Here is a 20,422-nt window from a genome sequence, read left to right as displayed (position 1 = left end):
TTCGGTGACTCTTGGAGCGAATTTCCATTACATGTTCGCAGCGGTCATGCGTTCGGGGCGGTCACTTGTTCGGCGGCCGCCCCTCGATCGGGCGACCCGGGACGCCGGGGCGCTTCTGCCACGGCCGGGGCCCGGCGGGCGGCCGGTAGGCGACCCCGAGGGCGTCGAGGCGCGCGTAATGGGCGGCCATCCGGCGTTCGAAGCCGGCGAAGTCCCGTTCCTCCGGGGCGGGCAGCCGGCTCCAGGCCACCTCGGCGAAGGCCGCGAGCCGGGGGAAGGTCTGGTAGTCCACGCGGGCGGCGTCCTCCATCACCTCGGTCCAGACGTTGGCCTGAGTGCCCAGCACATGCCGGGCCTCCTCCTCGGTGAGCCCGGGCGGGACGGGTTCGAACCGGTAGACGTCCTCCAGGGTGCGCACGAACCCGATCGGCACCGGCTCGTCCTCGCCCGGGGCCTGACGGTGGTCCAGGTAGACGTACTGTTCCGGACACATGACGACGTCGTGGCCGGCCCGCGCGGCCGCGATCCCGCCGCCGTAGCCGCGCCAGGACGACACCGCGGCCCCTGGGGCGAGTCCGCCCTCCAGGATCTCGTCCCAGCCGATGAGCCGCCGTCCGCGCGCGGACAGCCACGCGTCGAAGTGCCCGATGAACCACGCCTGCAGCTCGTCCTCGTCGGCCAGACCGAGGTCCGCGATGCGGTTCTTGGCGGTCACCGACCCGCTCCACTGCTCCTTGCGGCACTCGTCGCCGCCGACGTGGATGAACTGCGAGGGGAACAGTTCCAGGATCTCCTCGAACACTCCCTCGTAGAAGCGCAGCGTGTTGTCGGTGGGGGCCAGTACGTTGGAGGAGATCCCCCAGGTGTCCCACACGGAGAGGGCGGTGGTGTCGATGACGTCGGTGTTGCCGAGTTCCGGGTACGCGGCGATGGCGGCCTGCGAGTGGCCCGGTACGTCGATTTCCGGGACGACGGTGATATGCCGCTCGGCGGCGTAGGCCACGATCTCCCGGATGTCGTCCTGGGTGTAGTAACCCCCGTGCGGCTTCTCCTCCCACAGCGGCGAGGCACGGTGACCGAATTTCGTCCGCGACCGCCAGGAGGCGGTCTCCGCGAGCCTCGGGTGGCGCTCGATCTCGATCCGCCAGCCCTGGTCGTCCGTCAGATGGAAGTGGAAGACGTTGAGTTTGTGCGCGGCCATCACGTCCAGGTAGCGCAGCACGCCTTCCTTGGGCATGAAGTGCCGGGCCACGTCGAGGAGGAGACCGCGCCAGCGGAACCGCGGGGAATCGTCGATGATCCGGTACGGGACGCCGACGGTGCGGCCGGGGCGTACGGGCGCGCGCCGGAACGCCTCGGGACCAAGGAGTTGACGCAGGGTCTGCGCACCCCAGAAGACGCCGGCCGGGTCACCGCCACGGATCTCCACACCCTGGTCGGCGGCCACGCTCAGGCGGTAGGCCTCCGGCTCCAGCGAGCCGTCCAGGAGCAGGCGTACGCCGTCGCGGGCGTCCTCTGGGCCGGGCCGCAGCGGCAGCCCCAGGGCCGCGCCGAGCGCGCTGCGCAGCCAGCGTTCCGTGGTCTCCGTGCCCGGAGCCGCCCACAGGGTGGTGTCGCCGTCCAGCGGGACGCCAGGGCCCATCGGTTCCTGGACGGCGTGCGGCGCCGGAATCAGATCCGTCATGTTCAGTCCTTCACCTGATCGGCAAGGTGGTCCGGAAGCGGAAACGGAATCGCGTGAGGATGGTCGCGGCAAGCAGGCGATGAAGGCGGTCAGGCGGTCGGCACCGAAACGATCGATCACCATTCGTTGCAATATGTGCAATGACTATTTCGCCCTGCACAACACTCAGGCTAAGGACTGCATGGACATGGCGACAAGAGGCCTGAGCCACTCCGCCCGGAAAACGCGAAGACCCCCGGGGCGCGCGTGTCGCACGCGTGCACCCCAGGGGTCTCGCGAAGACTCAGACCGACGGGCGGACCGCCACAGGACCGGCTACTTCTTGTCGCCGCCCTTGTCGTCGCCACCGCTGCCCATGGACTCGTAGATCTCCTTGCACATGGGGCACACGGGGTACTTCTTCGGGTCGCGGCCCGGCACCCAGACCTTGCCGCACAGCGCCACGACGGGGGTGCCGTCGAGGGCGCTCGCCATGATCTTGTCCTTCTGGACGTAATGGGCGAAGCGCTCGTGGTCGCCGTCGCCGTGGGACACCTGTGGCGTCGGCTCTACGAGGGTCCCCGTACCAGTCCCGCGCTCGGGCTCAAGAGTGCTCATACCAGACAGGGTACTGAAGCGCACCCGCATCAGTTGAGCGAAGGGTCGTCCGGATACGTGGCCACCATGGCCAGTTCGTTGCGCTGGCGGCGCAGGACCTCGCGCCAGAGTCTCTCCGGGGCCGGCGAGGAGACGTCTCCGGGCTCGGACTCGACCACGTACCAGGCACCCTCGACCAGCTCGTCCTCCAGCTGACCGGGGCCCCAGCCGGAGTATCCGGCGAAGATCCGCAAGGACCCGAGGGCCGCGGCGAGCAGTTCGGGCGGGGCCTCCAGGTCGACCAGGCCGATCGCGCCGTGCACCCGGCGCCAGCCGAGCGGTGCGAGGTCGCCGTTCGCGCCGCCCGGGATGACCGCGACGCCGAGCGCCGAGTCCAGCGAGACCGGGCCGCCCTGGAACACCACACCGGGCTCACCGGCGAGGTCGGCCCAGCCCTCCAGGATGTCGCCCACGTCCACCGGCGTGGGGCGGTTGAGGACGACACCGAGGGAACCCTCCTCGTCGTGGTCGAGAAGGAGCACCACCGCGCGGTCGAAGTTCGGGTCCGCCAGGGCGGGAGTGGCCACGAGCAGCCGCCCTGTGAGCGAGGACACCTCGGTCATGCCAGACATGATCCCGCATCTTCCCCTTCAGTGGGGAGCCAATCGGAGCCGGGGAGTGAACGCAGCTCAGGGAGCACGGAAGCGCCCTGGGCGCACACCCGCGACCGGCGGCCGGGCGGTGACCCCATGTGCCCGAAAGGGAACGGTTCGTGTTGTGACACAGCTATGACGTGGCTGGACGGTACGGGGACTTACGGACGGGGGGTAATCGGCGATTACCCTGTCTTCCCGGCCCCTGCGCATGTGATCGGCCGGACCCTGCCCAACTCATCGGAACGCGAGATACATGACCGTCAACGACGATGTCCTCCTTGTCCACGGCGGAACCCCGCTGGAGGGCGAGATCCGTGTCCGCGGTGCGAAGAACCTCGTACCGAAGGCCATGGTCGCCGCCCTGCTGGGCAGCGCGCCGAGCCGACTGCGCAACGTTCCCGACATCCGTGACGTGCGGGTCGTCCGCGGCCTGCTCCAGCTGCACGGCGTGACGGTCCGTCCGGGCGACGAGCCCGGCGAGCTGGTGCTCGACCCGACGCATGTCGAGAGCGCCAACGTGGCTGACATCGATGCCCACGCGGGGTCGAGCCGTATCCCGATCCTGTTCTGCGGCCCGCTGCTGCACCGTCTCGGGCACGCGTTCATCCCGGGCCTCGGCGGCTGCGACATCGGCGGCCGTCCCATCGACTTCCACTTCGACGTGCTGCGGCAGTTCGGCGCGACGATCGAGAAGCGCGCGGACGGACAGTACCTGGAGGCCCCGCAGCGGCTGCGCGGTACGAAGATCCGGCTGCCGTACCCGTCCGTGGGCGCGACCGAGCAGGTGCTGCTGACGGCCGTACTCGCCGAGGGCGTCACCGAGTTGTCCAACGCGGCCGTCGAGCCGGAGATCGAGGACCTCATCTGCGTGCTGCAGAAGATGGGCGCGATCATCGCGATGGACACCGACCGCACGATCCGCATCACCGGTGTGGACAAGCTCGGCGGCTACACCCACCGCGCCCTGTCGGACCGCCTGGAGGCGGCGTCCTGGGCGTCGGCGGCGCTCGCGACCAACGGCAACATCTACGTCCGCGGCGCCCAGCAGCGCTCGATGATGACGTTCCTGAACACCTACCGGAAGGTGGGCGGTGCCTTCGAGATCGACGACGAGGGCATCCGTTTCTGGCACCCTGGCGGCCAGTTGAAGTCCATCGCGCTGGAGACGGACGTCCACCCCGGTTTCCAGACCGACTGGCAGCAGCCGCTGGTCGTGGCCCTCACGCAGGCCACGGGCCTGTCCATCATCCACGAGACGGTCTACGAGTCCCGTCTGGGCTTCACCTCGGCCCTGAACCAGATGGGCGCCCACATCCAGCTCTACCGCGAGTGCCTGGGCGGCTCCGACTGCCGCTTCGGCCAGCGCAACTTCCTGCACTCCGCGGTCGTCTCCGGACCCACCAAGCTGCAGGGCGCCGACCTGGTCATCCCCGACCTGCGCGGCGGCTTCTCGTACCTGATCGCGGCCCTGGCCGCCGAGGGCACGTCCCGCGTCCACGGCATCGACCTGATCAACCGCGGCTACGAGAACTTCATGGAGAAGCTCGTGGAACTCGGCGCGAAGGTGGAACTGCCGGGCAAGGCGCTCGGCTGACCCTCGCACACGCCAAAGGGCGGCCCCCCTCGGCAAGAGGGGGGCCGCCCTTTTCGGCGTCTTCACCTGAGGCGCCCCAAGGGGGCGCGGGGAACTGCGCGACCGGCCTCGACGGGCCCGCAGTCACCCACGGCGCTCCACCGAACGGCGCTCAGTGGACCGGCGCTCACAGCGGAGCGCTCACGCCTACTTGCCCTTGGCCGCTTCCTTGAGCTTGGAGCCCGCGGTGACCTTCACGCTGTAGCCGGCGGGGATGTTGATGGGCTCGCCGGTCTGCGGGTTGCGCGCGGTGCGAGCGGCACGGTGGGTGCGCTCGAAGGTCAGGAAGCCCGGGATGGTGACCTTCTCGTCGCCCTTGGCGACGATCTCGCCGACGGTCTCGGCGAACGCGGCCAGCACGGCGTCGGCGTCCTTGCGGGTCACCTCGGCGCGGTCGGCCAGCGCGGCCACCAGCTCACTGCGGTTCATGTTGTTACTCCCGTGTATTTCTTGCCGTTGGGGTGTGCCGCGCGGCGGATCCGCCCGTGGCACTGCGATGCCGATGCGCTCGCGCCCAGGGACGCATCCTGCCCCTACCTGCGGCGGTAAAGCCAATCCGGCACCCGTAGGAGTCGTGAGAACACCCTGGGGAGTCACACGAAAGGCGCCCGCCCGGCGTCACCCTAGAGCGCGCCCGGCATCAGCTGGTTCCACGACGCGCCGGTGCACGAGCCGTCGTGGTGATCCTCACAGCCTCTGCCACAGTACGACACGCCGTCACCGGGCCGACGCCCGGCCGCATCTTTTGCTTCACCTGGCCGGGCGCGTCTTGACCTGGCCGGGCGCGAGGGCGCCCGGCCGGATCCGTTCCGGGGCGGGGGCTAGGCCGTCGCCCCGGCCGCCTTCGCGGCCTCGCGGACCGCACCGGCGACCGCGCCCGCGACCTTGTCGTTGAAGACGCTGGGGATGATGTAGTTCGGGTTCAGCTCGTCCTGGCTGACCACGTCGGCCAGGGCCTGGGCGGCGGCGAGCATCATCTCGGTGTTGACGGTGCGGGACTGGGCGTCCAGCAGGCCGCGGAAGACACCCGGGAAGACCAGCACGTTGTTGATCTGGTTCGGGAAGTCGGAGCGGCCGGTGGCCACAACGGCCGCCGTCTGCCGGGCGATTGCCGGGTCCACCTCGGGGTCGGGGTTCGCGAGCGCGAACACGATGGCGCCGTCGGCCATGGCGGCCACGTCGTCGCCGTCGAGGACGTTGGGGGCCGAGACACCGATGAAGACGTCGGCGCCGCGCACGGCCTCCTTGAGGGTGCCGGTGAGGCCCTCGGGGTTGGTGTTGTCGGCGATCCAGCGCAGCGGCGAGTCGACGGGGGCGTTCACCAGGTCCTCGCGGCCGGAGTGGACGACACCGTGGATGTCGGCGACGACGGCGTTCTTCACGCCCGCGGCGAGCAGCAGCTTGAGGATGGCCGTACCGGCCGCGCCGGCGCCGGACATGACGACCCGGATGTTCTCGATCGCCTTGTCCGTGACGCGCAGGGCGTTGGTGAGGGCGGCGAGGACGACGATGGCGGTGCCGTGCTGGTCGTCGTGGAAGACGGGGATGTCGAGGGCCTCGCGCAGCCGGGCCTCGATCTCGAAGCAGCGCGGCGCGGAGATGTCCTCCAGGTTGATGCCGGCGAACCCGGGGGCGATCGCCTTGACGATCTCGACGATGGCGTCGCTGTCCTGGGTGTCCAGGCAGATCGGCCAGGCGTCGATGCCGGCGAAGCGCTTGAAGAGGGCCGCCTTGCCCTCCATGACGGGCAGCGCGGCCTTGGGGCCGATGTTGCCGAGGCCGAGCACGGCGGATCCGTCCGTCACGACCGCAACGGAGTTGCGCTTGATGGTGAGGCGGCGGGCGTCCTCGGGGTTCTGGGCGATCGCCATGCAGACGCGGGCCACACCCGGCGTGTAGACCATGGACAGGTCGTCACGGTTGCGGATGGGGTGCTTCGACGCCATCTCGATCTTGCCGCCGAGGTGCATCAGGAACGTACGGTCGGAGACCTTGCCGAGCGTGACGCCCTCGATGCCGCGGAGTTTCTCGACGATCTCGTCGGCGTGCGCGGTGGACGAGGCCGCGATGGTGACGTCGATACGGAGCTTCTCGTGACCGGACGCGGTGACGTCGAGGCCGGTCACCGAGCCTCCGGAGGACTCCACCGCGGTGGTGAGCTGCGAGACGGCGGTTCCGCTCGCGGGCACCTCCAGCCGGATGGTCATCGAGTAGGAGACGCTGGGCGCCGTTGCCATGGCCGACTTCCTCTGCTTTCACCGAGTCGCGAGTTGTGCCGTCCGATCGTCGCACCTACCCGTGAGTACGTGATAGCCGCCCGGCATTGCGGACGTTTTGTTCACAGCAGGCGCACGGTCAGGCGCGCAGTTTCGGAAAACCACTTCCACCATACGAGAAACGATCAGGTGGTGGAAGGGACATGCGTGACAAAGAAGGAGGCCCACGTCACATGTGTGTGACGTGGGCCTCCCACGCTTACGGCACCGACCCGCCATGCTCGCCTCGCGGCAAGTGGTCCCTCTCAGGGACGAAGGTTGGGCCCGGGGGCTTGGATCGAGCCGGTGCCGTAATCAGGCTAACAAACGGATGCCGGGGACCATTCCCCCCGCGGGGAGTTCACCGGAAAGTCAGTCCCTCAGCAGATCCGGCACCCCGGCCGCGTCCGGCTCGTCCCGCTCCCCCGACACCACCGTCAGCTGCTGCGTGGCCCGGGTCAGCGCCACGTACAGCACGCGCAGGCCGGCCGGGGACTCGTCGGCGATCTCCGCCGGCGAGACGACCACGGTCGCGTCGTACTCCAGGCCCTTGGCCTCCAGGCTGCCCAGCGCCACCACCCGGTCGCCGAGCCCGGCCAGCCAGCGCCGAGCCTCCTCGCGCCGGTTCATGGCGACGACCACGCCGACCGTGCCGTCCACCAGGTCCAGCAGCCGCTCGGCCTCGGCCCGCACGGTCCGCTCCAGGCCCTGCCGCACGACACGGAAGCGCGGCTCGATCCCGGTGGACCGCACGGCGGTGGGCGCCTCTGAGCCGGGCATGGCCAGCGCCAGCACCTTGGCGGCCAGCTCGGCGATCTCGGCGGGGTTGCGGTAGTTCACGGTGAGCTGGAAACGGCGCCGCGGGCGGCTGCCGAGGGCCTCGTCGCGGGCCTCGGCCGCCTCGTCCGGGTCGGACCAGGAGGACTGGGCCGGGTCACCGACGACCGTCCAGGTGGCGTGCCGGCCGCGGCGGCCGACCATGCGCCACTGCATCGGCGTGAGGTCCTGTGCCTCGTCCACGATGACGTGCGCGTACTCGGTGCGCTCCTGGGCGAGGCGCTCGGCCCGCTCCCGCTGGGTCTCCTCGCGCACCGGCATCAGTTCCTCCAGCCCGGTGAGCTGGTCCAGCGGGTCCAGCTCGCGCCGCTTCTTCGGGCGGGCCGGGGCGCCGAGGACGGCCTGCAGCTCGTCCAGCATGGCGATGTCGTGCACGGAGTGGCCGTCGCGCTGGAGCGACCGGGCCACCTTGCGGACCTCGCCGGGATTGAGGATCCGGCGGGCCCAGCGGCCGAGCCGTCTCTCGTCGGCCATCGCGGCGAGCACCGTCTTCGGCGTCAGCTCGGGCCACCAGGCGTCCAGGAAGGCGATGAAGGGGTCCTCGCCGGTGACGTCCTCGTCGAAGGAGGCGCGCAGCTCGGCGGCCAGCTCGGGGTCGGCGTGCCGGGCGGCCGCGCCGGACTTGGCCCACAGGGCGTCCAGGAGCAGCTTGCGGGCGCGCGGGCGCAGCAGGTTGACGGGCGCGGTGCCGCCGAGGGCGCTACGGCGGACGCGTTCCAGTTCCTGTGCCTCCAGCTCCAGGCGGCGGCCGAAGGCGACGACGCGGAGCCGGGTGGGAGGGCCGTCGACGGCCCGCGGTGCGCCGTCCTCGCTCTGGGCGGCCGGGCCGGCCGGGCCCAGCTCCAGCGCGCCCCTGGCGGCCTTCCGCAGCACCTTCAGCATCCGGTAGGAGCCCTTGGCGCGGGCCACGGACGGGGAGTCGTAGAGGGTGGCCTCGGCGCCGACGGTGTCCACGGCGAGTGAGCCGATCGCGCGGATCGCGACCTGGCCCTCCTCGCCGAGCGAGGGCAGCACGCCCTCGGTGTAGGCCACGAGCAGCGGGGTCGGCGAGACGATCAGGATGCCGCCCGCGTAGCGTCTGCGGTCCTGGTAGAGCAGGTAGGCGGCGCGGTGCAGGGCGACGGCGGTCTTCCCGGTGCCGGGGCCGCCCTCGACGTAGGTGATGGAGGCGGCGGGGGCGCGGATGACCAGGTCCTGCTCGGCCTGGATGGAGGAGACGATGTCCCGCATGGTGTGGCTGCGGGCCTGGCCGAGGGCGGCCATGAGGGCGCCGTCGCCGATGACGGGCAGCTCGCGGCCGTCGAGGCGGGCGGTCAGCTCGGGGCGCATCAGGTCGTCCTCGACGCCGAGGACGCGGCGCCCCTTGGACCGGATGACCCGGCGCCGTACGACCCGTCCGGGATCCACCGGCGTGGCCCGGTAGAAGGGCGCGGCGGCGGGTGCCCGCCAGTCGATGACCAGCGGCGCGTAGTCCTGGTCGAGGACGCCGATGCGGCCGATGTGCAGGGTCTCGGCGATGTCGGCGGTGTTGTCGTCCCGCACGGCGCCTTCGGCCGGTTCCACGGCGGTGTAGGCGCCGTCGGGCCCCTTCTTGCCGTCCTTGCCGAGGAGCAGGTCGATACGGCCGAAGAGGAAGTCCTCGAACTCGTTGTTGAGGCGGTTCAGGTGGATGCCGGCCCGGAAGACCTGCGCGTCGCGCTCGGCCAGCGCGCCCGGGGTGCCGACCTGGCCGCGCTTGGCCGCGTCGTTCATCAGGAACTCGGCTTCGTGGATCTTCTCTTCCAGCCGCCGGTACACCCGGTCCAGGTGTTCCTGTTCGACGCTGATCTCCCGGTCACGCACGGAATCATGTCCGTCGTGCACCGAGCCGACCGCGGACTGCTGAACCTGAGCGGCCACCGGGCCCCCTTCTGACGTGCTGGGCAGCCGTCAACCGTACGCGAAGGGGACCCGTGGAAGCTACGCGTCTACTTGGACCAGCTTCTTGCCCTCGAAGGTCACCACCTCGAAGTGGTCGATCTCGTTGGGCTTGAAGGCCGCCGCTCCGCCGATGTAGAGCGGTTTCTTGGACTCCGGGGTCGTCCCGTCCGGGATGCCGTAGCCCCAGTTCGGCACGGACCAGGAGGACATCGTCACCCGCTGGCCGTTCTTCGCGACGAGCACGAGCGAGCACTTCAGGGGGCCCTTGACGTTCTTCAGCTCCAGGACCGCCTGGGTGCCCCAGTCCTTCTGCGCCATGCCGACGGTCGCGCTGACCTGGGACGACGGGTCCGTGGCCGACTTCTTGTCGGGCATGGCGGAGAACGTGGTCTGGGCGGTGGACGCCGCGACCTGGTCTCCGCCGCCGCCCGAGCCGCTGTTGACGGCGACCGCCGCCAGCGGACCGGCGATGATCAGGGCAGCCGCGGCCGCGATCATGTAGAAGCTGCGCCTGCGCTTCTGGGCGCGCTTCTCGGCGACCTCGTCGACCAGCTTCTCCACCAGTCGCGGACTGGGCTTGGCGGACAGCGAGTCGCCGATCGCGGGAGTGCTGCCGGAGCCCGGCAGGTCCGCGAGCGCGGCCAGCATCGGCTCCATCCCGGCCAGCTCGTCCAGCTGCTGGGCGCACCACTCGCAACCGGCGAGGTGCGCTTCGAAAGCGGTCGCCTCGGCGTCGTCGAGGATCCCGAGGGCGTAGGCGCCGACGGTCTCGTGCTCACTCGGCACCGAAGATCCCGATGGGGGGCTCATAGGCCCAGACATACCCGGACCACCTGCACCGAATCCCTGCATCCCCCCGTAACCACTGCTCATCACGCCGTCACCCCCCGCTCCTCCAGTGCCAGCTTCATCGATCGCAGGGCGTAGAACACCCGAGACCGCACCGTGCCACTGGGGATACCCAGCGTCTCGGCTGCCTCATTGACCGTACGCCCCTTGAAGTACGTCTCGACGAGGACCTCCCGGTGGGCCGGGGTCAGGTCGTCGAGCGCGTCCGACAGCGTCATCAGCCACAGCGCCTTGTCGATCTCGTCCTCCGCGGGGATGACCTCCAGCGGCGACGGATCGACCTCCTGCGGCCGGGCCTGCCGGCTGCGGTGGCCGTCGATGACGATGCGGCGTGCGACCGTCACCAGCCAGGGGCGTACCGAACCGGTCGCCCGATTGAGCTGACCGGCGTTCTTCCAGGCACGGATGAGCGTTTCCTGTACGACGTCCTCGGCGCGCTGGCGGTCACCGGCGACCAGCCGAAGGACATACGCGAGCAGAGGTCCGGCGTGCTCGCGATACAGCGCACGCATCAGCTCCTCATCTGGTTCCGAGGGCTGTGAGGACATGCGATGTCGGGCCCTCGATCCACGTTCATTGGCCACGGCCGCATCCTTGCGCACGCCCACCTCCGGTGTCCGGGGGTTCCCCCAGTCGGTCGCTCGCCCACCCGTACGGAAGGGAGTGCTGAGGTGTTCAAACGCAGGTGACAGTTTTCTTCGGGGTGACGTGACGAGCGGGACATGCGCACACATTCCCACCGCGTGATCTTTGCATTTCCGACACATCGCCGGGGGTGACGGAAAATACCCGTGTAGACAGCAACGAAACCTGGTGTTACAGAAATCACTCCGCGCGCGGCGGCTCCCGGGCCCCTCAGGCGCGCGCCAGCGCGGCCCGGCGCCGGTGCCGGGCCACCCGCTCCCGGTTCCCGCAGACCTCGCTGGAGCACCACCGCCGGCGCCGCCCCCGGGAGGTGTCCAGGTACACGAGCGGGCAGTTGTCACCCTCGCACTCCCGCACGGCCGCCCGCGCCAGGGGGTCGGTGAGCAACTCCACGGCGTCCCGCGCGAGGAGCGCGAGCAGCCCCGCGCAACCGGGCGGTTCCACCAGCTCGCGGACCAGCGCGCCACCTTCGCCGCGCACGGCACGCAGGGGCGGAGGGGCGGCGCGGGCGGCCTCGTTGACCCGCCCGAGCGCCCGCGCGTACGAGGACGTGTCCGGCACCCGGGGGCCGCGCACCAACTGCCCGATATGGACGCGCAGTTCCCGGAACCCCACGAGCCAGGAGGCGTCGGCGTGACCGAGCGCCGCGCCCCGCGGCACCAGGCCGGCCCCGTCGATCCACGCGCGCAACGCCTCGACGCTGTCGAGCCGTTCGATCGGATGCGTGGTCGCGAGCAGGTCCAGACAGATCCGTCCGGCGTCGAACCGCAGCTCGTACGCGGGCGTGGCCGTACCCAGTGCCATGTGCCTGTCACCGCCTAGGCAGGAAGCGAGGGGCTCTCCTCTTCACAGTGCCCGCCCGGGGCCCCGGCCGGAACCCCTCGTACCGCGCCGGCCTGGACGCACACGCATGGAACCGCGCGCCTCGGCCATGTCCGGCAGCGGTGGGCCCCGGTTGGCTGGAGACATGACGCACACGACGCACACACGCACGACGACGGCGAGGACGGCACCGGCGGGGACCGCCGTGCTGATCGCGGCCACGGTCACCACGGGCCTGAGCGCCGGGGTCTTCTACATCTTCGCCTGCGCGGTGATGCCGGCCCTGGCCCGCAGCGACGACCGGACGTACGTCGAGGTCATGCGGAACATCGACTCCGTCATCCAGAACCCGGTGTTCTTCCTGAGCTTCATGGGGGCGCCGCTGCTGACGGGATGGTCGGCGTGGCAACTGCGCCGGACCCCCTGCGCCCGCTGGGTCCGGGCGGCCCTGCTGTCGTACGCCCTGGTCTTCCTCGTCACGATGGCGTTCAACATCCCGCTGAACAACGCCCTTGCCGCGAACGGCGCCCCCTCCGCTCTGCGCGCGCACTTCGAGGGCCCCTGGGTGGCGTGGAACGTGGTGCGGGCGCTGGGCTCGACGCTGGCGCTGGGCCTCCTGGCCCGTGCGCTGACGCTGCACGGCCGTCCCGGCCGCTCCGCGTAGCCGGGACCCGGCGACCACGCGCGCGACCCGTGCCGGGCGGACGCAAAGATCCGCACAACCGTTCTGGCCCGTCAGAGGTCTCCCGGATGCAATCAACCGAGTTCTCAGAGTTCTCACATGGGGGGAACGGACGTGCGCAGCCACCTCCGTCACGCCGTCGTGATCGCCGCCGCGGCCACGACGATCACGGCTCTCACCGGGGGCCTGCTGGTCTCCACCGGCACCCAGGCCCGGGCCGCCACCACCACGGGTCCCGCGCCCACCCGGTACGCCGACGACTTCAACGGTGACGGGTACCACGACCTCGCGATCGGCGCCCCGGACGGCGCGGTCAACGTCTCCGGCCCGGACGGGAACCCCGCCAAGGCCCTGAACGCCGGTTACGTCACTGTCTCGTACGGCTCGAAGTACGGCGCCCAGAAGACCGGCCTGAAGGCCGTCACCCAGAACAGCCCCGGCGTGCCGGGCGACGCGGGGCAGGACCACCGGTTCGGCCGGACGCTCGCCAACGGCGACTTCAACGGCGACGGCTACGCGGACCTCGCGGTCGCCTCGCGTTCCCAGAACGTCGACGAGGTCACCCTGCTCTGGGGCAGCCCCACCGGCCTCAAGGGCGGCACCCGGATGCCCGGCGGCGACACGGCGCCCGGGTTCGGCGCGGTGCTGAAGACCGGCGACTTCACCGGAGACGGGAAGACCGACCTGATCGTCGGCTACTCCACGTCGATCCGCCTGTTCCGGGGCCCCTTCAAGGCGGACGGCTCGCCCGCCTCCGTCCAGCCGGTGGACGTGGGCGCCTCGTTCCTCTACGGCGGCGCCCAGAAGCGGCTGGCCGTGGGCCGGATCAACAAGGGCGCCACCGACGACCTCGTGGTGCTCGGCGAGAACCGCAGGCGGGGCCGGGTGCTGCTCGGCGGCGCGTCCGGGCTGCGCCGGACCGCGGCCACCGTCCCGGGCGGCGAGAGCGTCGCGATCGCCGACTTCGACAAGGACGGGTACGGCGACATCGCGGTGGGCGACCCGGCGTACGAGACGGGCGCCGAGCGCCGCGCGGGCCGGATCCAGATCAGCTATGGCGCCTTTGGCGGCGTGGACGAGAACCGCAGCACCAAGGCGTTCACCGAGGACAGCACCGGCATCCCGGGCGGCGTGGAGGCGGAGGACAACTTCGGCGCCGACATCGCCGCGGGCGACCTCGACCGGGACGGCTACGCCGATCTGGTGGTCGGCGCCCCCGGCGAGCGGCACCCCACCTGCGAACACTGCTACATCAGCGGGGGCGGCATGTACGTGCTCAAGGGTTCGGCCAAGGGGGTGACCGGCACGGGTGCCGCGTTCTACGGCTACGACGCGGCCGGCCTGCCCCGCCCCGCCGGCGTCTACCGCATCCCCCACCTGCTCAGGATCACCGACCTGAACGGGGACAGGCAGCCCGAGATCACCTTGCCGGTCCAGGCGGACACGCCTGAGGTGTGGTCGGTCGGGACGAAGGACGGCAAGGTCGCCGGGAGCACGCCCACCCGCGTGGTGAAGCCTCCGGTCGACTCCCGGCTCGCGTGGGCCGGGAACGAGTTCGGCGTGTTCACCGGCTGACCGTCCGGCGCGCTGCCGCCGCGTCGCCTCGCGCGGGAGTACGCGGACGCCTGGGCGGGCCGGCCTTCGCCGACCGCTACGCGTCCGCGTACTTCGCGTCGCTCGCCGGGTCCAGCGCCAGCCGGTAGCCCCGCTTGACCACCGTCTGGATCAGCTTCGGTGCGCCGAGGGCCGTGCGCAGGCGGGCCATCGCCGTCTCCACCGCGTGTTCGTCGCGGCCCGCGCCCGGCAGCGCGCGCAGGAGGTCCGCTCGGGGGACGACCCAGCCCGGGCGCCTGGACAGCGCCCGCAACAACGCCATGCCCGCCGGCGGGACCGGCTTCAGGGCGCCGTCGACGAGGACCGCGTGGCCCCGGATCTCCACCCGGTGGCCGGCGACCGGCAGGGCGCGGGCGCGGGCCGGGAGTTCCTGGCAGAGGAGTTGGACGAGGGGGCCCAGACGGAAGCGCTCCGGCTGGACCGTGTCCACGCCGTGCGCCTGCAGGGGGAGGGCGGTCACCGGGCCCACGCAGGCCGGCAGGACGTCGTGGGTCAGGGCCGACAGCAGCTCGGGCAGGAGGCCCCGGTCCTCGGCGCGGGTCAGCAGGGACGCGGCGGCCGGGGCGCTGGTGAAGGTGAGGGCGTCCAGGGACCGGTTGACGGTGGCGTCCAGGAGGCGGTCCAGCGGGGTGATGTCCTCCGGGGGCATCCAGCGGTACACCGGCACCGGGACGACCTCCGCCCCGCCGGCCCGCAGGGACTCGACGAATCCCGGGAGCGGCTCACCGTGCAGCTGGACGGCGACACGGCGCCCGTCGACGCCCTCCTCCAGGAGCCGGTCCAGCACCTCGGCCAGGGACTCCGAGGAGGGCGACCACTCCTCCGTCAGACCGGCCGCCCGGATCGCCCCCTTGACCTTGGGGCCCCGGGCCAGCAGCTCCGCGCCGCGCAGCCGCCCGAGCAGGTGCTCGCCGAGCCCCCAGCCGTCGGCGGCCTCGATCCAGCCCCGGAAGCCGATCGCCGTGGTGGCCACGACCACGTCCGGCACCTGGTCGATGATCTCCTTGGTGGCGGCGAGGAGTTCACTGTCGTCGGCGAGCGGCACGATGCGCAGGGCGGGGGCGTGCAGGACGGCGGCACCGCGCCGCTGGAGCAGGGCGCCCAGCTCGTCGGCCCGGCGCGCGGCGGTGACGCCCACGGTGAATCCCGCGAGCGGACCGTGCTCGGGGGCTCCGGGTTGCTGCTCTTCGTCGTACATGGGCTCTCCTAGCTGACCGGCACGCCGAGCGAGCCTGTCAACGGCGCGTGACAGGCTCGGTTCGGCTTGATGTCCCCGGTGTTACGTCACACTTCCGCGTAGCTGAGCTGCGTCTTCGTCTCCGAAGCCGCCACTGTCACAGCCTGCCCCGCCGGGCGGCGAAGGTATACGGCCCACGTCACCGCGAAGCAGAGGGCGTAGAAGGCGAGGAAGGCGACGAACGCTCCGGTGCCGGTGCCGTAGGACAGGAAGGACTGGCGGAAGGCGAGGTTGATGCCGACGCCGCCGAGTGCGCCGACCGCGCCGATCAGGCCCATGGAGGCACCGGACAGGCGACGGCCGTGGGCCACGGCCGCTTCCCCGGTCAGGCCCTTGGCCAGGGCCTTGTTCTGGAAGATGCCCGGGATCATCTTGTACGTCGAGCCGTTGCCGAGGCCGCTGAGCACGAACAGGACGACGAAGACGGACACGAACACCGGCAGCGACTTCTGGGTGCTCGCGACGATCAGGACGCCCGTCGCGGCGGCCATGCCGACGTAGTTCCACAGGGTGATGCGGGCGCCGCCGTACCGGTCGGCGAGCCGGCCGCCGAGGGGGCGGATCAGGGAGCCGAGCAGCGGGCCGATGAACGTGAGGTAGGCCGCCTGGAGCGGGGTGCGGCCGAACTGGATCGTCAGGACCTGGCCGAAGGCGAAGCTGTAGCCGATGAAGGAGCCGAAGGTGCCGACGTAGAGGAACGACATGATCCAGGTGTGGGCGTCCCGGGCGGCGTCCTTGGCCGCGCCGGTGTCGTTCTTCACCGTCGCCAGGTTGTCCATGAAGGAGGCGGCGCACACGGCGGCCACGACGATCAGCGGGATGTAGATGCCGAGCAGCACGCGCGGGCCGCCGCTCGCGCCGATGACCGCGAGGGCGACGAGCTGGATGACGGGCACGCCGATGTTGCCGCCGCCCGCGTTGAGACCCAGTGCCCAGCCTTTCTTCCGCAGCGGGAAGAAGGCGTTGATGTTGGTCATGGACGAGGCGAAGTTGCCACCGCCGATCCCGGCCAGGAGCCCGACCAGGAGGAACGTGGTGAAGGACGTACCCGGCTTCATCACGGTGAACGCGGCGACCGTCGGGACGAGCAGCAGGCCCGCCGAGATCACCGTCCAGTTGCGGCCGCCGAAGACGGCGACGGCGAAGGTGTAGGGCACGCGGACGACTGCGCCGACGAGCGTGACCACCGAGGTCAGCAGGAACTTGTCGGCGGGGGTGAGGCCGTACTCCGGGCCCATGAAGAGGACCAGGACGGACCACATGGTCCAGATCGAGAAGCCGATGTGCTCGGAGAGCACCGAGAACCAGAGGTTCCGGTTGGCGGTCCGCTCCCCGCCCTCCTTCCAGAACCCCTCGTCCTCCGGGTCCCAGCGCTCGATCCAGCGGCCACTGCGACGGGTTGGGGCTGGGGCTGGAGCTGGAGCTGTCATCACGCCTCCACGGGATCCGGGCTGCTCTGCCGTACGACTGACTGAGCCCGAAGGTAGGGAGGGCGCGTTTCCTGCCTGTGGCTGTGGGTGACCGCGAGGGAACTTTGCTCTCACTCGGGGATCCGGCGCCCGGTGAGGGTCATCCCGCGCTGCGCATGACCTCACCGTCGACGGCTGGAATCCATCCCTCGGCGGGCCGCCGCAGCCAGCCGTGCGCCCGGGCCAGCTCGGCCGCCGCCCGGCGCAGCGCGTCCAGCGCGGGATGGGCCAGCCCCTTCCGCCACACCAGGGAGACCGGCGACAGCGGGACGGGATCGACGAGGGGCCGGCGAACCGTGCGGGGCAGGGCCGGGAAGTCCACCACGGCCAGCACCGGATGACGGGTCTTGGCCATGATCCGCTCGAACTCCTCGTCCCCGACGGCCAGCGGAAGGGGGGCGGCGAGCCGGATGCCGCGCCCCTCGAAGAGCCGGCAGGCCAGGTCGGTCCACTCCCCGGTGCGCGGGTTCCCGGCACCGGCGTACACCGTCTCGCCGGCCAGCGCGGCCAGCGGTACCTCGGGGAGGGCGGCCAGCGGATGGTCCTCGGGCAGGACGACGGCCATCGGCTCGTAGCGCACCGGCTGCTGCTCCAGCGCGGACCGCAGCGCCGGGTCCAGGCCGGCGAACCGGCCGAAGGAGGCGTCCAGCCGGCCGGCCAGCAGTTCGGCGGCGGCTCCGGTCAGGCCGCTCTCGTAACGGGCCATCAGCTCGCAGTCGGGGGCGAGTTCACGGGCCCGGCGCAGTACCCGGCGGCCGGTGGCCAGGCCGGGCGAGTTGAGGTCCACCAGCAGCGGGCGCGACTGGCCGGGGGCGAAGGCGGCGAGCAGGTCGTCCTCGGCGGCGAGGACCCGCCGGGCGTGCGGCAGCAGCCGTGCGCCGTCCGCGGTCAGCGTCACCTGCCGGGTCGTCCGCACGAACAGCTCCGCGCCCAACTCCCGCTCCAGCCGCCGCACATCCCGGCTGAGTGCCTGCTGGGCGACGTACAGGCGGGCCGCGGCACGGGTGAAGTGCAACTCCTCGGCGACGGTGACGAAGGCACGCAGGAGACGGGGATCGACGTGGGCGGGAGCGGGCATGGCAGGGAACTTACAACACAGGTGCGTGAATTGGCGTCCGGAAGGTGTTGGACCCCTTGATCCACTCGGGGCGAGGGTGGGTCCATGCCCTCCGTCATACCCACCGCCGGCGGCTACCGCCGCCTCTTCGCCCTGCCCGGCACCCGCGCCTTCACCGCCGGCAACCTCCTCGCCCGGCTGCCCATGGGCATGTTCAGCGTGAGCGCCGTCGTGATGATCGCCGGGTCGCGGGGGTCGTACGCGCTGGCCGGTGCCGTCACCGCGACCGGTCTCGCGGCGACCGCGGTGGCCGGGCCGTGGATCGCCCGGCTCGTCGACCGGCACGGGCAGGCCCGGGTGGCCGTACCGGCCACGCTCGCGTCCGTGCTCGGCAGCCTCGCGCTGCTGCTGTGCGTACGCTACGGCGCCCCGGACTGGACCTTGTTCGCCGCGTACGCCGGCACCGCGGCCACCCCGAACATCGGCGGCCTGTCCCGCGCCCGCTGGGCGCATCTGCTGCGTGCCGACCCCGGCGCGCTGCACACCGCGAACTCCTTCGAGCAGGCCGCGGACGAGCTGTGCTTCATGCTCGGCCCGGTGCTGGCCGCCTTCCTCACCGGCACGTTCTTCCCGGAGGCGGGCACGCTCGTGGGTGCCGTGCTGCTGCTGGCCGGCATGCTGCTGTTCACCGCGCAGCGGGCCACCGAGCCGCCGCCGCGGGCCCGTTCGCAGGCGCCCTCGCCGCTGCGCAGCCCGGGCATCCCGCCGCTGCTGGCCTGTTTCCTCGCGACCGGCGCGGTGTTCGGCTCGATGGAGGTGGTCACGATCGCGTACGTCGACGCGCAGGGACACCGCACGGCGGCCGGCGCGGTCCTCGCGCTGCAGGCGGCGGGCTCGTGTGTGGCGGGGCTGGTGTACGGGGCGCGGGAGCGGGCGCGGGTGCGCTTCTCCTGGTGTCTGGCGGCCATGGCCGTGCTGATGACGCTGCCCTGGCTCGCGGCCGCCACCCGGTCCCTTCCGGTGCTGGCGGGGGCGCTGCTGGTGGCGGGGATGGCGACGGCGCCGACGATGGTGACGGCGATGACGCTGGTGCAGCGGCGGACCCCGGCGGACCGCCTCAACGAGGGGATGAGCCTGGTGGTGACCACCCTGCTCACGGGGATCGCCTGCGGCTCGGCGACGGGGGGCTGGGCGGCGGAGCACCTGTCCCCCACGCTCGGGTACGCCGTACCGGTGACCGCCGCCGCCCTCGCATGGGGACTGGCCTGGCTCACCCGCGCCGGCGGGGTACGCCCCTAGGGCCGGGTCCCCATGGCGAAGGCCCCGCCGCTCGGAAGCGACGGGGCCTTGCCCACATGGGGTGAACCCCCGGAGGGGCTTGGTGGAGATGGCGGGAATCGAACCCGCGTCCAACGGTGCGGAATCAGGGCTTCTCCGTGTGCAGTCCGCTTCGCTTTTCTCAGCCCCGGCGATCACGCGAACAAGTCGCCGACGGGCTCAGTCACTGTTTGGTTTCCCTCTTCACCCCGTGACCGGGATCAAGGTTTAGTCCCCTAGCTGATGCCAGGATCCGGGTCGGGAACAGCCCCGGGCTGACACTTCGCAAGTCGCTACTTAGGCAGCGAGGGCGAAGGAATCGCGCTTGGTGTTGGCGATTATTTTTTGCGACATATGGTTTACGAGATCATTGCCGCTTCCTCGACACGCTTCCCCTGCTTCGACAGCCGCTGTCGAAACCGATCATCCCCATGTTGCTGTATTTAATTTACAACAGTTCGATCCCTCCGAAGAGGGGGCGTGCACCCTCTGTGGAGTGCGGTGCCATCGTACGTGACCAACGCACGCCGATGCCAGCTTATTCCCGGCGGCCCGGCTAGACGCCTCGCTGCCGCCGCTTCGCCGCCGCGATCGCCCGGTCCGACTCCCGCCGGTCCTGCTTCTCCCGCAGCGTCTGGCGCTTGTCGTACTCCTTCTTGCCCCGTGCGAGCGCGATCTCGGCCTTCGCCCGGCCGTCCTTGAAGTAGATGGCCAGGGGCACGATCGTGTGACCCGTCTCCTGAGACTTCGACTCCAGCTTGTCGATCTCCTCGCGGTGCAGCAGCAGCTTGCGCTTGCGGCGCGCGGAGTGGTTGGTCCAGCTGCCCTGGTGGTACTCGGGGATGTGGGCGTTGTGCAGCCACGCCTCACCCCGGTCGACCTGGACGAAGCCGTCGGTCAGAGAGGTCCGTCCCTCGCGCAGCGACTTGACCTCGGTGCCGGTGAGCACGAGCCCGGCCTCGTAGGTGTCGACGATCGCGTAGTCGTGCCGGGCCTTCTTGTTCTGGGCGACGATCTTGCGCTTGCCGCCCTTCTCGCCGTCCCTGGCCTTCGCGGCCCCGCTGCCCTGCTTGGGCTGGGACTCCTTCGGTACGTACATTCCCTTGCTCATAGTGCCGACCATTTTCGCACCACACAGGGGGTGTGAGTACAGCCGATTACGGAGCGCC

17 protein-coding genes and 1 other RNA gene are annotated in these 20,422 nt (G+C 71.1%); 4 read left to right on the top strand and 14 right to left on the bottom strand.

The features are described 5' to 3' along the window. Window positions 1–61: 61 nt before the first annotated feature. From IO33_RS0102085 to IO33_RS0102075, 3 genes are all read right to left on the bottom strand, one after another. Complete coding sequence (locus IO33_RS0102085) at window positions 62–1,684, bottom strand: beta-N-acetylhexosaminidase (protein WP_031159442.1); 1,623 nt, start codon at window positions 1,682–1,684, stop codon at window positions 62–64. 315 nt (window positions 1,685–1,999) lie between these two features. Then, on the bottom strand, window positions 2,000–2,281 hold the full coding sequence (locus tag IO33_RS0102080; RefSeq protein WP_031159440.1) for a DUF3039 domain-containing protein: 282 nt from the start codon (window positions 2,279–2,281) through the stop codon (window positions 2,000–2,002). A 29-nt stretch (window positions 2,282–2,310) separates the two neighbouring features. Next, a complete protein-coding gene (locus tag IO33_RS0102075) occupies window positions 2,311–2,883 on the bottom strand; it encodes a YqgE/AlgH family protein (RefSeq protein ID WP_031159437.1) in 573 nt (190 codons plus the stop codon). Window positions 2,884–3,169: 286 nt separating this feature from the next. Here IO33_RS0102075 and murA point away from each other — a divergent pair, with 286 nt between their 5' ends. Then, window positions 3,170–4,510: a UDP-N-acetylglucosamine 1-carboxyvinyltransferase gene (gene murA, locus IO33_RS0102070; protein ID WP_031159434.1), complete on the top strand. Its 1,341-nt coding sequence runs from the start codon at window positions 3,170–3,172 to the stop codon at window positions 4,508–4,510. A 186-nt stretch (window positions 4,511–4,696) separates the two neighbouring features. Here the strand turns inward: murA and IO33_RS0102065 are convergent, their stop codons facing one another. The 6 genes from IO33_RS0102065 to IO33_RS0102040 form a co-directional block, all read right to left on the bottom strand. Further along, the gene (locus tag IO33_RS0102065) at window positions 4,697–4,978 is read right to left on the bottom strand and encodes an HU family DNA-binding protein (protein WP_023550134.1); all 282 of its coding nucleotides are present in this window, start codon (window positions 4,976–4,978) and stop codon (window positions 4,697–4,699) included. 392 nt (window positions 4,979–5,370) lie between these two features. Continuing rightward, complete coding sequence (locus tag IO33_RS0102060; RefSeq protein ID WP_031159429.1) at window positions 5,371–6,786, bottom strand: NAD-dependent malic enzyme; 1,416 nt, start codon at window positions 6,784–6,786, stop codon at window positions 5,371–5,373. A 390-nt stretch (window positions 6,787–7,176) separates the two neighbouring features. Next, window positions 7,177–9,540: a HelD family protein gene (locus tag IO33_RS0102055; protein ID WP_031159427.1), complete on the bottom strand. Its 2,364-nt coding sequence runs from the start codon at window positions 9,538–9,540 to the stop codon at window positions 7,177–7,179. A 60-nt stretch (window positions 9,541–9,600) separates the two neighbouring features. After that, window positions 9,601–10,383 carry an anti-sigma factor family protein gene (locus tag IO33_RS0102050; protein ID WP_245235659.1) on the bottom strand — a complete coding sequence of 261 codons (783 nt, stop codon included), beginning with the start codon at window positions 10,381–10,383 and terminating at the stop codon, window positions 9,601–9,603. Between the two features lie 50 nt (window positions 10,384–10,433). Beyond that, a complete protein-coding gene (locus IO33_RS0102045; protein WP_030167252.1) occupies window positions 10,434–11,018 on the bottom strand; it encodes a sigma-70 family RNA polymerase sigma factor in 585 nt (194 codons plus the stop codon). 247 nt (window positions 11,019–11,265) lie between these two features. Beyond that, complete coding sequence (locus IO33_RS0102040; RefSeq protein WP_031159419.1) at window positions 11,266–11,859, bottom strand: CGNR zinc finger domain-containing protein; 594 nt, start codon at window positions 11,857–11,859, stop codon at window positions 11,266–11,268. 163 nt (window positions 11,860–12,022) lie between these two features. Between IO33_RS0102040 and IO33_RS0102035 the strand changes: the two genes are divergently transcribed. Together IO33_RS0102035 and IO33_RS0102030 are read left to right on the top strand one after the other, a co-directional pair. Next, the gene (locus IO33_RS0102035; RefSeq protein ID WP_245235658.1) at window positions 12,023–12,541 is read left to right on the top strand and encodes an anthrone oxygenase family protein; all 519 of its coding nucleotides are present in this window, start codon (window positions 12,023–12,025) and stop codon (window positions 12,539–12,541) included. Window positions 12,542–12,658: 117 nt separating this feature from the next. Further along, window positions 12,659–14,134 carry an FG-GAP and VCBS repeat-containing protein gene (locus tag IO33_RS0102030; protein ID WP_107069204.1) on the top strand — a complete coding sequence of 492 codons (1,476 nt, stop codon included), beginning with the start codon at window positions 12,659–12,661 and terminating at the stop codon, window positions 14,132–14,134. Window positions 14,135–14,210: 76 nt separating this feature from the next. On the opposite strand, the gene IO33_RS0102025 is transcribed toward IO33_RS0102030, so the two are convergent. From IO33_RS0102025 to IO33_RS0102015, 3 genes are all read right to left on the bottom strand, one after another. Continuing rightward, complete coding sequence (locus IO33_RS0102025) at window positions 14,211–15,371, bottom strand: uroporphyrinogen-III synthase (RefSeq protein ID WP_031159412.1); 1,161 nt, start codon at window positions 15,369–15,371, stop codon at window positions 14,211–14,213. Between the two features lie 86 nt (window positions 15,372–15,457). Continuing rightward, entirely contained in the window at window positions 15,458–16,840 is a 1,383-nt protein-coding gene (locus IO33_RS0102020; protein WP_031159409.1) for a nitrate/nitrite transporter, read from the bottom strand. 139 nt (window positions 16,841–16,979) lie between these two features. Continuing rightward, window positions 16,980–17,957 carry a LysR family transcriptional regulator gene (locus tag IO33_RS0102015; RefSeq protein WP_031159407.1) on the bottom strand — a complete coding sequence of 326 codons (978 nt, stop codon included), beginning with the start codon at window positions 17,955–17,957 and terminating at the stop codon, window positions 16,980–16,982. Between the two features lie 84 nt (window positions 17,958–18,041). Between IO33_RS0102015 and IO33_RS0102010 the strand changes: the two genes are divergently transcribed. Beyond that, window positions 18,042–19,235 carry an MFS transporter gene (locus IO33_RS0102010; RefSeq protein ID WP_031159405.1) on the top strand — a complete coding sequence of 398 codons (1,194 nt, stop codon included), beginning with the start codon at window positions 18,042–18,044 and terminating at the stop codon, window positions 19,233–19,235. 80 nt (window positions 19,236–19,315) lie between these two features. Here the strand turns inward: IO33_RS0102010 and ssrA are convergent. Together ssrA and smpB are read right to left on the bottom strand one after the other, a co-directional pair. Further along, window positions 19,316–19,684, bottom strand: a transfer-messenger RNA (tmRNA) gene (gene ssrA / locus IO33_RS46550). A 125-nt stretch (window positions 19,685–19,809) separates the two neighbouring features. Beyond that, window positions 19,810–20,352: an SsrA-binding protein SmpB gene (gene smpB / locus IO33_RS0102005; RefSeq protein ID WP_031159403.1), complete on the bottom strand. Its 543-nt coding sequence runs from the start codon at window positions 20,350–20,352 to the stop codon at window positions 19,810–19,812. Window positions 20,353–20,422 lie beyond the last annotated feature (70 nt).

It is taken from the genome of Streptomyces durhamensis, from assembly GCF_000725475.1.
GTDB classification, from domain to species: domain Bacteria; phylum Actinomycetota; class Actinomycetes; order Streptomycetales; family Streptomycetaceae; genus Streptomyces; species Streptomyces filipinensis.
The sequence above is the reverse complement of the archived record's forward strand: the minus strand, read 5'-3'. Positions and strand labels throughout refer to the sequence as shown.

What these genes read in the sequence shown, in the direction of transcription:
- IO33_RS0102085 (WP_031159442.1), bottom strand. Translation starts at nt 1,684, where the DNA reads ATGACGGATCTGATTCCGGCGCCGCACGCCGTCCAGGAACCGATGGGC.
- IO33_RS0102080 (WP_031159440.1), bottom strand. Translation starts at nt 2,281, where the DNA reads ATGAGCACTCTTGAGCCCGAGCGCGGGACTGGTACGGGGACCCTCGTA.
- IO33_RS0102075 (WP_031159437.1), bottom strand. Translation starts at nt 2,883, where the DNA reads ATGACCGAGGTGTCCTCGCTCACAGGGCGGCTGCTCGTGGCCACTCCC.
- murA (WP_031159434.1), top strand. Translation starts at nt 3,170, where the DNA reads ATGACCGTCAACGACGATGTCCTCCTTGTCCACGGCGGAACCCCGCTG.
- IO33_RS0102065 (WP_023550134.1), bottom strand. Translation starts at nt 4,978, where the DNA reads ATGAACCGCAGTGAGCTGGTGGCCGCGCTGGCCGACCGCGCCGAGGTG.
- IO33_RS0102060 (WP_031159429.1), bottom strand. Translation starts at nt 6,786, where the DNA reads ATGGCAACGGCGCCCAGCGTCTCCTACTCGATGACCATCCGGCTGGAG.
- IO33_RS0102050 (WP_245235659.1), bottom strand. Translation starts at nt 10,383, where the DNA reads ATGTCTGGGCCTATGAGCCCCCCATCGGGATCTTCGGTGCCGAGTGAG.
- IO33_RS0102040 (WP_031159419.1), bottom strand. Translation starts at nt 11,859, where the DNA reads ATGGCACTGGGTACGGCCACGCCCGCGTACGAGCTGCGGTTCGACGCC.
- IO33_RS0102035 (WP_245235658.1), top strand. Translation starts at nt 12,023, where the DNA reads ATGACGCACACGACGCACACACGCACGACGACGGCGAGGACGGCACCG.
- IO33_RS0102030 (WP_107069204.1), top strand. Translation starts at nt 12,659, where the DNA reads ATGGGGGGAACGGACGTGCGCAGCCACCTCCGTCACGCCGTCGTGATC.
- IO33_RS0102025 (WP_031159412.1), bottom strand. Translation starts at nt 15,371, where the DNA reads ATGTACGACGAAGAGCAGCAACCCGGAGCCCCCGAGCACGGTCCGCTC.
- IO33_RS0102020 (WP_031159409.1), bottom strand. Translation starts at nt 16,840, where the DNA reads ATGACAGCTCCAGCTCCAGCCCCAGCCCCAACCCGTCGCAGTGGCCGC.
- IO33_RS0102015 (WP_031159407.1), bottom strand. Translation starts at nt 17,957, where the DNA reads ATGCCCGCTCCCGCCCACGTCGATCCCCGTCTCCTGCGTGCCTTCGTC.
- IO33_RS0102010 (WP_031159405.1), top strand. Translation starts at nt 18,042, where the DNA reads ATGCCCTCCGTCATACCCACCGCCGGCGGCTACCGCCGCCTCTTCGCC.
- smpB (WP_031159403.1), bottom strand. Translation starts at nt 20,352, where the DNA reads ATGTACGTACCGAAGGAGTCCCAGCCCAAGCAGGGCAGCGGGGCCGCG.